The organism is Pseudomonas sp. L13 (genome assembly GCF_009935965.1).
Lineage (GTDB): Bacteria > Pseudomonadota > Gammaproteobacteria > Pseudomonadales > Pseudomonadaceae > Aquipseudomonas > Aquipseudomonas lactis.
Map to the genome: position 1 here is coordinate 44,968 of NZ_QODJ01000040.1, position 12,268 is coordinate 57,235.

Below are 12,268 nucleotides of genomic sequence, written 5' to 3' on the forward strand. Positions count from 1 at the left end.
GCGTGAGCGGGCAGCCTCTTTCGGCGACAGTTTGGAACTGTCTTACTGCTTGGCGGCAGCCAGCTGGGCAGCAACTTCTTCAGCGAAGTTGTCGACCGGCTTCTCGATGCCTTCGCCTACTTTGAAGTAAGTGAAGGAAACGATTTCAGCACCGGCTTTCTTGGCCAGTTCGCCAACCTTGATTTCAGGGTTCTTGACGAACGCCTGCTCAACCAGGCTCGCTTCGGCCAGGAACTTGCTGATGCGGCCCTTGATCATGTTTTCAACGATGTTCTCTGGCTTGCCGGCGATCTTGTCGGCGTTGAGGCTCAGGAACACGGCTTTTTCACGTTCGATTGCGTCGGCAGACACTTCCGAAGGCAGCAGGAACTCAGGGTTGCTTGCAGCAACGTGCATTGCGATGTCTTTAGCCAGCTCAACGTCGCCGCCTTTCAGAACAACGGCAACACCGATCTTGTTGCCGTGCAGGTAGCCACCCACCACATCACCTTCAACGCGAACCAGGCGACGGATGTTGACGTTTTCGCCAACCTTGCCGACCAGTACCAGGCGATCAGCTTCTTGAGCTTCGATCAGCGGAGCGGCGTCAGTCATTTTCTCGGCGAACGCTTTTTCAACGCTGGCAGCAACGAATGCCTTGAAGTCGTCCTGCAGAGCCAGGAAGTCGGTCTGGGAGTTCACTTCCAGCAGAACGGCGGATTTGCCGTCTTCTTTCAGAGCGATAGCGCCCTCAGCAGCTACGTTGCCTGCTTTCTTGGCAGCCTTGATGGCGCCGGAAGCACGCATGTCATCAATGGCTTTTTCGATGTCGCCGCCGGCCTTGGTCAAGGCCTTTTTGCAATCCATCATGCCTTCGCCGGTACGCTCACGCAGTTCTTTAACCAACGCTGCAGTAATCTCTGCCATTTCAAAATCCTCTTGGATAGGTTTTCAACCATTCCACCCGATCAAACGGGCGATCAATTCTTCCCGAATCTCCGTTGTAGGCCGCTGCACGTTACAAATGATGTAGCTGCGCTGCCGACAAATGGTTTTCGAGGTGGCAAAAAGGGGGCCAAGCCCCCTTTTTGCTTACTGAGTCAACGCCAGGGCGTCAATTACTCAGCGGCAGCTACCGGAGCTTCTTCAACGAACTGCTCGGTACCACCAGCAACGTGGTTGCGACCACGGATTACAGCGTCAGCCATCGAACCCATGTACAGCTGGATAGCGCGGATTGCGTCATCGTTGCCTGGGATGATGTAGTCAACGCCTTCCGGGCTGCTGTTGGTATCGACTACGCCGATAACCGGGATGCCCAGCTTGTTGGCTTCGGTGATCGCGATGCGCTCGTGGTCAACGTCGATCACGAACAGTGCGTCAGGCAGACCGCCCATGTCCTTGATACCACCCAGGGAACGATCGAGCTTTTCCAGGTCACGGGAGCGCATCAGCGCTTCTTTCTTGGTCAGCTTGGCGAAAGTACCGTCTTCGGCTTGCACTTCAAGGTCACGCAGACGCTTGATGGAAGCACGGATGGTTTTGAAGTTGGTCAGCATGCCGCCCAACCAGCGGTGGTCGACATACGGCGAACCGCAACGTGCTGCTTCTTCAGCAACGATCTTGCCAGCGGAACGCTTGGTGCCGACGAACAGGATCTTGTTTTTGCCCTGGGCCAGACGCTCTACGAAAGTCAGCGCTTCGTTGAACATTGGCAGGGTTTTTTCAAGGTTGATAATGTGAATCTTGTTACGCGCGCCGAAAATGTACTTACCCATTTTCGGGTTCCAGTAACGGGTCTGGTGACCGAAGTGCACACCGGCCTTCAGCATATCGCGCATGTTGACTTGGGACATGATAGTTCCTTAATAAGTCGGGTTTGGCCTCCACGTATCCCAATGACCAACCAGCGGCATCAAGGCCTCCGGCACCCAGGTCATCGTGTCGACACGTGTGTGGATTTAAGCTTTGCGGGGTATCCCCGGAAAGCGGCGCATTTTATACCACAGCATCGGCAAAAACGAAACCCGCAATCACACTTGCCGGTCGTCGTCTTTGCGTAAGCCCTTGAATACAGCCAACATGCCTCTACCTCATAGAGAGAAGCGATCACCACATGCGCATGATTTGCCAGCATCGTCTGTTAGAATCGCGTTTTTTGGGACTTGCGCGAATGCTGTAACCCTTTGTCGCGCCCCCCGTGAACCGTATTGATTTCAGCGCGTCGCGCTAGAGAGAGCCTGTATGACCGTTACCTTGAAAACCGCCGAAGACATCGCAGGCATGCGCGTTGCCGGCAAACTGGCTGCCGACGTGCTGGAAATGATCGCCGAACACGTCAAGCCCGGCGTCACCACCGAAGCGCTGGACCGTATCTGCCACGACTATATAGTCGACGTGCAAAAAGCCATCCCTGCCCCGCTGAATTACAAAGGCTTTCCCAAGTCGATCTGCACCTCGATCAACCACGTGGTGTGCCACGGCATTCCCGGTGACAAGCCACTGAAGGACGGCGACACCCTGAACATCGACGTCACAGTGATCAAGGACGGCTACCACGGCGACACCAGCCGCATGTTCCACGTCGGCAATGTGCCAGTGTGGGCTGAGCGCCTGTCCCAGGTCACCCAGGAATGCATGTACAAGGCCATCGAAATCGTCAAGCCCGGCTGCCGCCTGGGTGACATCGGTGAAGTGATCCAGAAGCACGCGGAAAAGAATGGCTTCTCGGTGGTACGCGAATTCTGCGGCCACGGTATCGGCAAGGTATTCCACGAAGAGCCGCAGATCCTGCACTACGGCCGCGCCGGCACCGGCATGGAGCTCAAGGCCGGCATGACCTTCACCATCGAGCCGATGATCAACCAGGGCAAGGCCGACACCAAGGTGCTGGGCGACGGCTGGACTGCGATCACCAAGGACCGCAAGCTCTCGGCCCAGTGGGAACACACCCTGCTGGTCACCGACACCGGCTATGAGATCTTCACCCTGCGCGCCGACGACACCATCCCACGCGTTTCGGCCTGAAGGTTGCCCAGGTTTTCCCACAGCGTGTTGTGACTGACTGATAGATAGAAAGGAAAGCCGATCGATGCCCCAGGTGGATCCCGAACTCTTCGACCGTGGCCAGTTCCAGGCCGAGCTGGCATTGAAGGCAAGCCCTATCGCCGCTTTCAAGAAGGCCATCCGCCAAGCCCGCGAGGTGCTGGATGCGCGCTTTCGCAGCGGCCGGGATATTCGCCGCCTGATCGAAGACCGCGCCTGGTTCGTCGATAACATCCTGCAAAAGGCCTGGGAGCAGTTCAACTGGAGTTTCGACGCCGATATCGCCCTGGTGGCGGTCGGTGGCTACGGCCGCGGCGAACTGCATCCCTACTCCGACATCGACCTGCTGATCCTGCTGGACAAGGCCGATCATGAGACCTTTCGTGATTCCATCGAGCGCTTTCTGACGTTGCTGTGGGACATCGGCCTGGAAGTCGGCCAGAGCGTACGCTCGGTGGACGAATGCGCCGAAGAGGCCCGTGCCGATCTGACGGTGGTCACCAACCTGATGGAAAGCCGCACCATCTGCGGCCCCGAGCGCCTGCGCCAGCGCATGCTCGAAGTCACCAGCACCGCACACATGTGGCCGAGCAAAGACTTTTTCCTGGCCAAGCGCGCCGAGCAGAAAGCGCGGCACCACAAGTACAACGACACCGAATACAACCTGGAACCCAACGTCAAAGGCTCACCGGGCGGGCTGCGGGATATCCAGACGATTTTGTGGGTGGCGCGCCGCCAATACGGCACGCTGAACCTGCGTGCCCTGGCCGGCGAAGGTTTTCTGGTGGAGAGCGAAAACACCCTGCTGGCCTCGTCCCAGGAATTTTTGTGGAAGGTGCGCTACGCCCTGCACATGCTGGCCGGGCGCTCCGAGGACCGCCTGCTGTTCGATCACCAGCGCTCTATCGCCACCTTGCTGGGCTTTGAGGGCGAGGACGCGAAGACCAGCATTGAGAGCTTCATGCAGCAGTACTACCGGGTGGTCATGAGCATTGCCCAGCTCAGCGACTTGATCATCCAGCATTTCGAAGAAGTGATCCTGGCCCCCGAAGACGAAGCGCCACCCCAGCCGATCAATGCGCGTTTCCAGCTGCACGACGGCTATATCGAAGCACGCAACGACAATGTGTTCCGCCGCACGCCGTTCGCCATGCTGGAAATCTTCGTGTTGATGGCCCAGCAGCCAGAGATCAAAGGCGTGCGCGCCGACACCATCCGTTTGCTGCGGGAAAACCGTCACCTGATCGACGACGACTTTCGCAACGACATCCGCAATACCAGCCTGTTTATCGAGCTGTTCAAGTGCCGCATCGGCATCCACCGCAACCTGCGGCGCATGAACCGTTACGGCATTCTCGGGCGTTACCTGCCGGAGTTCGGCTTTATCGTCGGGCAGATGCAGCACGACCTGTTCCACATCTACACCGTCGATGCCCACACCCTGAACCTGATCAAGCATCTGCGTAAGTTGCAGTACACCCAGGTGTCAGAGAAATTCCCGCTGGCCAGTAAGCTGATGGCCAAGCTGCCCAAGCCCGAACTGATTTACCTGGCCGGCCTGTACCACGACATCGGCAAAGGCCGGCATGGCGACCACTCGGAGATCGGCGCGGTGGATGCCGAAGCCTTCTGCCAGCGCCACCAGCTGCCGTTGTGGGACAGCCGCCTGATTGTCTGGCTGGTGCAGAACCACCTGGTGATGTCGACCACGGCCCAGCGCAAGGACTTGTCCGACCCACAGGTGATTCACGACTTTGCCGGCATCGTCGGCGATGAAACCCGCCTGGATTACCTGTATGTGCTGACCGTCTCCGACATCAACGCCACCAACCCCACGCTGTGGAATTCCTGGCGCGCCAGCCTGTTGCGCCAGCTGTACACCGAGACCAAGCGCGCCCTGCGCCGTGGCCTGGAGAACCCGGTGGACCGCGAAGAACAGATCCGCCGCACCCAAAGCGCAGCCCTGGATATCCTGGTGCGTGGCGGTAACGACCCGGACGACGTCGAGCAACTCTGGTCGCAACTGGGTGACGATTATTTCCTGCGCCACACCGCCGGCGACGTGGCCTGGCACAGTGACGCGATCCTGCAGCAGCCCGCCGATGGCGGCCCGTTGGTCTTGATCAAGGAAACCACCCAGCGCGAATTCGAAGGCGGCACGCAGATCTTCATCTACGCGCCCGACCAGCACGACTTCTTCGCCGTGACCGTGGCGGCCATGGACCAGCTCAACCTGAACATCCATGACGCCCGGGTCATCACCTCCAGCAGCCAGTTCACCCTCGACACCTACATCGTGCTCGACACCGACGGCGACTCGATTGGCGACAACCCGGCGCGCGTGAAAAAGATCCGCGAGGGCCTCACCGAAGCCCTGCGCAACCCCGACGACTACCCCACCATCATCCAGCGCCGGGTGCCGCGCCAGCTCAAGCACTTTGCCTTTGCGCCCCAGGTGACCATATCCAACGACGCCCAGCGACCGGTGACGGTGCTGGAGCTCAGCGCCCCGGATCGCCCGGGCCTGCTGGCGCGTATCGGTGGGATCTTCCTGGAGTTCGACCTGTCGTTGCAGAACGCCAAGATCGCGACCCTGGGCGAGCGCGTGGAAGACGTGTTCTTTATCACCGACGCCGACAACCAGCCACTGTCCGACCCGGAGTTGTGCCTGCGTTTACAGGCGGCAATCGTGGAGCAATTGAGCGTTAGCCAGGAGCCCGGCGTCGAGCTGACCCGACTGACCATTTGAATTCTTAACTTTGTGAACAGGAGCCCTGTGGGAGCTGGCTTGCCTGCGATGCAGACACCTCGGTCCGTCAGGTTGACCGCAGTGATGCCATCGCAGGCAAGCCAGCTCCCACAGGGTCCGCGCTCACCGTGATAGAGGCTTATATGAACAACGCCCTTAACCAGTTGCAGCCCTACCCCTTCGAGAAACTGCGCGCCCTGCTCGGCAGCGTGACGCCGAACCCGGACAAGCGCCCGATCGCCCTGTCCATCGGCGAGCCCAAGCACACCTCACCGGCCTTCGTTGCCGAGGCCTTGAGCAATAACCTTGATCAAATGGCGGTGTACCCGACCACCTTGGGTATCCCGGCACTGCGCGAAGCCATCGGCGCTTGGTGCGAACGCCGCTTCAACGTGCCCAAGGGCTGGCTGGACCCGGCGCGCAACATCTTGCCGGTCAACGGTACGCGCGAGGCGCTGTTTGCCTTCACCCAGACCGTGGTCAACCGTGGCGACGACGCGCTGGTGGTGAGCCCCAACCCGTTCTACCAGATCTACGAAGGCGCCGCGTTCCTGGCCGGGGCCAAGCCGCACTACCTGCCATGCCTGGACAGTAATGGCTTCAACCCGGACTTCAATGCCGTCTCCCCCGACATCTGGAAACGTTGCCAGATCCTGTTCCTGTGCTCGCCAGGCAACCCGACCGGCGCGCTGATCCCCGTCGATACGCTGAAAAAACTCATCGCCCTGGCCGACGAGTATGACTTCGTCATCGCCGCCGACGAGTGCTACAGCGAGCTGTACTTCGACGAGCAAACCCCACCGCCGGGCCTGCTCAGCGCCTGCGTCGAGCTGGGCCGCTCGGATTTCAAGCGTTGCGTGGTGTTCCACAGCCTGTCCAAGCGCTCCAACTTGCCAGGCCTGCGCTCAGGCTTTGTGGCCGGTGACGCCGAGATCCTCAAGGCCTTCCTGCTGTACCGCACCTACCACGGCTGCGCGATGCCGGTGCAAACCCAGCTTGCAAGCATTGCGGCCTGGCAGGACGAGGCCCATGTACTGGCCAACCGTGATCTGTACCGCGAGAAGTTCGACGCTGTGCTGGCGATCCTCAAGCCGGTGCTGGATGTACAAAGCCCCGACGGCGGCTTTTACCTGTGGCCGAATGTAGAAGGTGACGACGCCGCTTTCTGCCGCGATTTGTTCGTGGAAGAACATGTAACGGTGGTGCCAGGCTCTTACCTGTCGCGTGAAGTAGACGGTTTCAACCCTGGCGCTGGGCGTGTGCGCCTGGCGTTGGTGGCGCCGTTGGCGGAATGTGTGGAAGCGGCTGAGCGGATTCGCGACTTTATCCAGCGTCGCGGTTAAGGGCCTACGGGTCACTTCATGTAACCCAAATTCGCCTCGCTCATATCCAACTCCGCCAACACCTCCCTCAACACGTCATCACCAATCTGGTGATGACGGCTCAAGCTATATAACTCCAACCGCTGAGCACGCAGGGCCTTGAGCCGCAACTTGCGCTCCAATTGGTCCATCTGCAGCGCCAGCGCCTGGGCTTCGGCCGAGTCATTGAAGACGTCCAACTGATGACGATACTCCGCCATCAGCCGCGCCTTGAGCTCCGTGGCCAATGCCGCTTGAGCGGCATCCGGGGTTTCGGCTTCGGCGGGCTCCTGAGCCTCCAGCGCATGGATCGCCGCCACGGCGGTCTTTTTCCAGGCCTCGCGCACTTCGTTGTGGCGTTTTTCATCCGGGCCTTTTTCGACGCCACGCAGCAGTAACGGCAGCGCGATGCAGGCAGCGACCAGCGACAGCAGGATCACCCCGGCAGCGATAAAGATCAGCAGGTCACGCTCAGGAAAATCCTGGCCCGGCGCCAGCAGCAAGGGCACCGACATGACGCCCGCCAACGTCACCGCACCGCGCACACCGCCGACGGTCAACAGCCAGCAGGAACGGGCCGTCGGCACCAGGGTCAGCGCGCTTTTGCCCCGCAGCCGGCGCAGCAACCCCGACAGCCGCCAGATGCTCTGCACCCAGATAAAACGCAATACCACCAGCACCAGGAAGATCGCCACCACGTCCAGGCAGCGATACATCAGGGTGGGCCACAGCGTGGTTTCATGGCTGACCACGGCCTTGATGATGTCTGGCAGTTGCAGGCCCAGCAGCAGGAAGATCAAGCCGTTGAAGGCAAATTCCAGCAACGACCACACGCTGCGGTTGAGCAGGCGCGTGCTGGTCTGGCGCGGCAGCAGGTCGAGCCAGCTTTGCATCATGCCCGCCGCCACCGCCGAGAGAATGCCGGACGCGCCCAGGCGTTCAGCCAGTACGTACGCCGCAAAGGGCAGCAGCAACATGAACACCACATGGGTCGCCGGGTCATCCCAACCCCGCGCGATCATCCAGGCGCGCAGGCGGCCGACCAGCCAGCTCAACGCCACCCCGATCGCCAGCCCGCCCACCGCCACCAGTACAAACGTCAGGCTGGCATCTGCCAGGGAAAAGACCCCGGTCAACGCTGCAGCCAGGGCGAATTTGAAGGTCACCAGGCCAGATGCGTCATTCATCAAGGCTTCGCCTTGGAGCATGTGCATCAGCGGCTTGGGCAAACGGTTCTGGGAAATGGCCGACACCGCCACGGCGTCCGTCGGTGACAAAACCGCGGCCAGGGCGAAAGCCACCGGTAACGGGATGGTTGGCAATAACCAATTGATGAAATAGCCAGCGCCCACCACGGTAAACAGCACCAGCCCCACCGCCAATGTCAGGATCGGGCCACGCAGGCGCCACAACTCGCGCTTGGGCATGCGCCAACCATCGGAAAACAGCAGCGGCGGCAGGAACAGAAACAGGAACAGCTCCGGGTCCAGCGCCACGTGCAGCCCCAACGTGGGCCAGGCCAGCAAGGCGCCGGCGGCGATCTGCACCAGGGGCAACGGCAGTGGGATGACGCGCCCGACGAGGCGCGAAAGGCTGACCAGCATCAGCAGGATAAGGACGGTGTAGGCGGTTTGCATAACGCGGGTTTCCCGGACAATCGACTTGCAACGACACATCAGGCAACAACTGGCCGTTGAAGTGCCATATTACCTGGCTATGTTACTCGCCTAGGCTGCGCACCGGCTTTTGCACAAAAGTCGCACGCTGTTGACGAGCGGCGCCGAAACCCGCTGGTCGTGGCATAATCCGTGATCTTTCATTTTCATAGGTCCAAAGGGGGGCAATTCCTTGAGTGCTTCAAGCAAAACCTTGCACCTTTTCGGCATAAAAGCCTGCGACACCATGAAAAAGGCGCGCACCTGGCTCGATGAGCACGGGGTGAGTTATGAGTTCCATGACTACAAAACGGCCGGTATCGACCGCGAACACTTGACCCAATGGTGCAACGAGCACGGTTGGCAGGTGGTTTTGAACCGTGCGGGCACCACCTTTCGCAAACTCGAAGACGAACGCAAAGCCGATCTCGATCAGTCGAAAGCCATTGAATTGATGCTCGCACAACCCTCGATGATCAAGCGCCCGGTGCTCGATCTCGGTGACAGAACCCTGATTGGCTTCAAGCCAGATAGTTATTCGGCGGCCCTCAAGTAGGCCAGCCTTCCATTTTTGTAGAGGTAACAGCATGTCCAATTCCCTGTTCAGCCTGGGCTTCGGCGTCGGCACTCAGAACCGCCAAGGTGCTTGGCTGGAAGTGTTTTACGCACAACCCTTGCTCAACCCGTCGGCTGAAATCGTAGCCGCCATCGCACCGATCCTCGGCTACACCGAAGGCAACCAGGCGATCACCTTCACCGTGAGCCAGGCCCTGCAACTGGCCGACGCGCTCAAAGGCGTCGATGCTGCCCAGGCCGCTCTGCTCAGCCGCCTGGCTGAAAGCCACACACCGCTGGTCGCGACCCTGCTGGCCGAAGACGCAGCACTGACCTCCACGCCTGAGGCTTACCTCAAGCTGCACCTGCTGTCCCATCGCCTGGTCAAGCCCCACGGCCTGAGCCTGGCCGGTGTGTTCCCGCAGTTGCCGAACGTGGCCTGGACCAGCCAGGGCGCCATCGACATCAACGAGCTGGCCGAGCGCCAACTGGAAGCGCGCCTGCGTGGCGACCTGCTGGAAGTGTTCTCGGTGGACAAGTTCCCGAAAATGACCGACTACGTCGTACCGGCCGGTGTGCGTATTGCGGACGCCGCACGTATCCGCCTGGGCGCGTACGTGGGCGAAGGCACCACCGTGATGCACGAAGGCTTCGTCAACTTCAATGCGGGCACCGAAGGCCCGGGCATGATCGAAGGCCGCGTCTCGGCGGGCGTATTTGTCGGCAAGGGCTCGGACCTGGGCGGCGGTTGCTCCACCATGGGCACCTTGTCGGGCGGCGGCAATATCGTGATCAAAGTCGGCGAAGGCTGCCTGATCGGCGCCAACGCCGGTACCGGTATCCCATTGGGCGACCGCAACACCGTGGAGTCGGGCCTGTACATTACCGCCGGCACCAAGGTTGCCCTGCTGGACGAGCAGAACCAACTGGTCAAGGTGGTCAAGGCACGCGAATTGGCTGGCCAGCCGGACCTGCTGTTCCGTCGTAACTCCGAGACCGGTGCCGTGGAGTGCAAAACCCACAAATCGGCCATCGAACTGAACGAAGCGCTGCACGCTCACAACTAAGCAGCCACTCGATGCCACTAGCGGGCCGCACCTTCGGGAGCGGCTCGCTTATACGAGTCTTGATCACCATGCTTGTGCCCTCCCCCTGGCGCGCCGACTTCCCGGCCATCGCCACCCTGCAACGGCAAGACCAGACCTACCTGGACAGCGCCGCCACCACGCAAAAACCCCAAGCCCTGCTGGATGCCATCAGTCATTACTACGCCAATGGCGCAGCCAATGTGCACCGTGCCCAGCATTTGCCCGGGGCCCATGCGACCCAGGCCTTTGAAGACAGCCGCAGCAAGGTCGCGCAATGGTTGAACGCAGGTGACAGTGGGCAGGTTGTGTTCAGCCACGGCGCCACCTCTGCGCTGAACCTCCTGGCCTATGGCCTGGAGCACTTATTCAATGCGGGCGATGAGATTGCCATCAGCGCCCTGGAACACCACGCCAACCTGTTGCCCTGGCAGCAATTGGCCAAACGCCGCGCACTCACGCTGGTGGTCTTGCCTCTGGACGCTGACGGCGTGATCGACCTGGACGCCGCCGCCAGCTTGATTGGCCCACGCACGCGCCTGCTGGCGGTGAGCCAGTTGTCTAACGTGCTCGGTGCCTGGCAGCCGCTGCAAGCCTTGCTGAAGCTGGCCCAGGCACACGGCGCCCTCACGGTGGTGGACGGCGCCCAAGGCATTGTCCATGGCCGCCACGACGTGCAGGCCCTGGGTTGCGACTTCTACGTGTTTTCCAGCCACAAACTCTACGGCCCGGACGGCGTCGGCGTGCTTTATGGCCGTAATGAAGCCCTGCATCACCTGCGCCACTGGCAGTTCGGCGGCGAGATGGTGCAACAGGCCGACTATCACAGCGCCAGCTTTCGCCCCGCGCCGCTGGGCTTTGAAGCCGGCACTCCACCGATTGCCAGCGTGATCGGCCTGGGCGCGAGCCTGGATTACCTGGGTTCGCTGGATGCTTCGGCGGTGACCGCCCACGAAGCCGCCCTGCATGACTATTTGCTGCGTGGGCTTAAGGCACGCAATGGCGTGCGCGTGCTGGGCTCACCGCAGGTGGCGCTGGTGAGTTTTGTGGTGGAGGGCGTGCACAACGCCGACCTCGCCCACCTGCTGACCGAGCAAGGCATTGCCGTACGTGCCGGTCATCACTGCGCGATGCCGCTGTTGAAGGCGATGAATCTGTCAGGTGCAATCCGCGTTTCCCTGGCGCTCTACAACGATTCCGACGACCTGGAGCGCTTTTTTGAAGCGCTGGACCAGGCGCTGGACATGCTGCGATGAGCTTGCCGCTGGAGGCACACGCCGCACTGGAAGCTTTCCAGGCCGTTGGCAGTTGGGAACAGCGCGCGCGGATGCTGATGCAATGGGGTGAGCGCTTGCCCGCCCTGGCTGATGACGAAAAGGTCGACGCTAATCTGGTGCAGGGTTGCGAGAGCCTGGTGTGGCTGGTGGGGCGTCTGCAGGAAGGCCATTGGCAGTTTGCTGCGAGCAGTGAGGCGCGGATGATTCGTGGGTTGGTGGCGTTGCTGCTGGCGCGGGTCAATGGGCTGTCGGCTGATGAATTGCAAGCAGTTGACCTGCCTGACTGGTTCAATCAACTGGGCTTGTCGCGCCAGCTATCGCCGTCGCGCAGCAATGGTTTGAATGCCGTACTGCAACGCATGCGAGACCTGACGCGTATATAGAAATAATGTGGAAGCTGGCTTACCTGGGATGGCCATAGGTAACCGACGGTAACCACGATGCGAAGCGAGTCGCTCTTGATCTGCTTTTGATTTTGATCTTAAGCGCCCCGTCAAACCACGCTGGCCGGAATTCGACAGTGATTTGGGGGGTAAACCGGCAGGGATGCCGGTTTAGCCGC

Annotated in this window: 10 protein-coding genes; 7 read left to right on the forward strand and 3 right to left on the reverse strand. The window is 60.6% G+C overall.

What is annotated here, in order from left to right:
* Positions 1 to 42: 42 nt before the first annotated feature.
* Both tsf and rpsB read right to left on the reverse strand, forming a co-directional pair.
* Positions 43 to 906 (reverse strand): translation elongation factor Ts, encoded by an 864-nt coding sequence (gene tsf, locus DK871_RS19240; protein WP_003189160.1) that lies wholly within the window; start codon positions 904 to 906, stop codon positions 43 to 45.
* Between the two features lie 191 nt (positions 907 to 1,097).
* The gene (gene rpsB, locus DK871_RS19245) at positions 1,098 to 1,835 is read right to left on the reverse strand and encodes a 30S ribosomal protein S2 (protein ID WP_003189158.1); all 738 of its coding nucleotides are present in this window, start codon (positions 1,833 to 1,835) and stop codon (positions 1,098 to 1,100) included.
* A gap of 388 nt (positions 1,836 to 2,223) precedes the next feature.
* Here rpsB and map point away from each other — a divergent pair, with 388 nt between their 5' ends.
* The 3 genes from map to dapC all read left to right on the forward strand — a co-directional run bounded on the left by map (position 2,224) and on the right by dapC (position 7,116).
* Positions 2,224 to 3,006, forward strand: a complete 783-nt coding sequence (gene map / locus DK871_RS19250) for a type I methionyl aminopeptidase (protein ID WP_003189156.1) — start codon at positions 2,224 to 2,226, stop codon at positions 3,004 to 3,006.
* Between the two features lie 64 nt (positions 3,007 to 3,070).
* Complete coding sequence (locus DK871_RS19255; protein WP_161906298.1) at positions 3,071 to 5,773, forward strand: [protein-PII] uridylyltransferase; 2,703 nt, start codon at positions 3,071 to 3,073, stop codon at positions 5,771 to 5,773.
* 143 nt (positions 5,774 to 5,916) lie between these two features.
* Positions 5,917 to 7,116, forward strand: a complete 1,200-nt coding sequence (gene dapC / locus DK871_RS19260; protein ID WP_161906299.1) for a succinyldiaminopimelate transaminase — start codon at positions 5,917 to 5,919, stop codon at positions 7,114 to 7,116.
* A gap of 11 nt (positions 7,117 to 7,127) precedes the next feature.
* Here dapC and DK871_RS19265 read toward each other — a convergent pair whose 3' ends face one another.
* Complete coding sequence (locus tag DK871_RS19265; RefSeq protein ID WP_161906300.1) at positions 7,128 to 8,771, reverse strand: Na+/H+ antiporter; 1,644 nt, start codon at positions 8,769 to 8,771, stop codon at positions 7,128 to 7,130.
* 265 nt (positions 8,772 to 9,036) lie between these two features.
* On the opposite strand from DK871_RS19265, the gene DK871_RS19270 reads away from it, so the two are divergent.
* The 4 genes from DK871_RS19270 (at position 9,037) to DK871_RS19285 (ending at position 12,089) form a co-directional block, all read left to right on the forward strand.
* On the forward strand, positions 9,037 to 9,345 hold the full coding sequence (locus DK871_RS19270) for an arsenate reductase (RefSeq protein WP_229999207.1): 309 nt from the start codon (positions 9,037 to 9,039) through the stop codon (positions 9,343 to 9,345).
* 31 nt (positions 9,346 to 9,376) lie between these two features.
* Entirely contained in the window at positions 9,377 to 10,411 is a 1,035-nt protein-coding gene (gene dapD, locus DK871_RS19275; RefSeq protein WP_034126827.1) for a 2,3,4,5-tetrahydropyridine-2,6-dicarboxylate N-succinyltransferase, read from the forward strand.
* Positions 10,412 to 10,479: 68 nt separating this feature from the next.
* A complete protein-coding gene (locus tag DK871_RS19280) occupies positions 10,480 to 11,685 on the forward strand; it encodes an aminotransferase class V-fold PLP-dependent enzyme (protein ID WP_161906301.1) in 1,206 nt (401 codons plus the stop codon).
* Positions 11,682 to 12,089 carry a SufE family protein gene (locus tag DK871_RS19285; protein ID WP_161906302.1) on the forward strand — a complete coding sequence of 136 codons (408 nt, stop codon included), beginning with the start codon at positions 11,682 to 11,684 and terminating at the stop codon, positions 12,087 to 12,089. The genes DK871_RS19280 and DK871_RS19285 overlap by 4 nt, the downstream gene beginning before the upstream one ends.
* Positions 12,090 to 12,268: the final 179 nt, after the last annotated feature.

What these genes read in the sequence shown, in the direction of transcription:
- DK871_RS19265 (WP_161906300.1), bottom strand. Translation starts at nt 8,771, where the DNA reads ATGCAAACCGCCTACACCGTCCTTATCCTGCTGATGCTGGTCAGCCTT.
- DK871_RS19280 (WP_161906301.1), top strand. Translation starts at nt 10,480, where the DNA reads ATGCTTGTGCCCTCCCCCTGGCGCGCCGACTTCCCGGCCATCGCCACC.
- DK871_RS19270 (WP_229999207.1), top strand. Translation starts at nt 9,037, where the DNA reads ATGAAAAAGGCGCGCACCTGGCTCGATGAGCACGGGGTGAGTTATGAG.
- rpsB (WP_003189158.1), bottom strand. Translation starts at nt 1,835, where the DNA reads ATGTCCCAAGTCAACATGCGCGATATGCTGAAGGCCGGTGTGCACTTC.
- map (WP_003189156.1), top strand. Translation starts at nt 2,224, where the DNA reads ATGACCGTTACCTTGAAAACCGCCGAAGACATCGCAGGCATGCGCGTT.
- DK871_RS19285 (WP_161906302.1), top strand. Translation starts at nt 11,682, where the DNA reads ATGAGCTTGCCGCTGGAGGCACACGCCGCACTGGAAGCTTTCCAGGCC.
- tsf (WP_003189160.1), bottom strand. Translation starts at nt 906, where the DNA reads ATGGCAGAGATTACTGCAGCGTTGGTTAAAGAACTGCGTGAGCGTACC.
- DK871_RS19255 (WP_161906298.1), top strand. Translation starts at nt 3,071, where the DNA reads ATGCCCCAGGTGGATCCCGAACTCTTCGACCGTGGCCAGTTCCAGGCC.
- dapC (WP_161906299.1), top strand. Translation starts at nt 5,917, where the DNA reads ATGAACAACGCCCTTAACCAGTTGCAGCCCTACCCCTTCGAGAAACTG.
- dapD (WP_034126827.1), top strand. Translation starts at nt 9,377, where the DNA reads ATGTCCAATTCCCTGTTCAGCCTGGGCTTCGGCGTCGGCACTCAGAAC.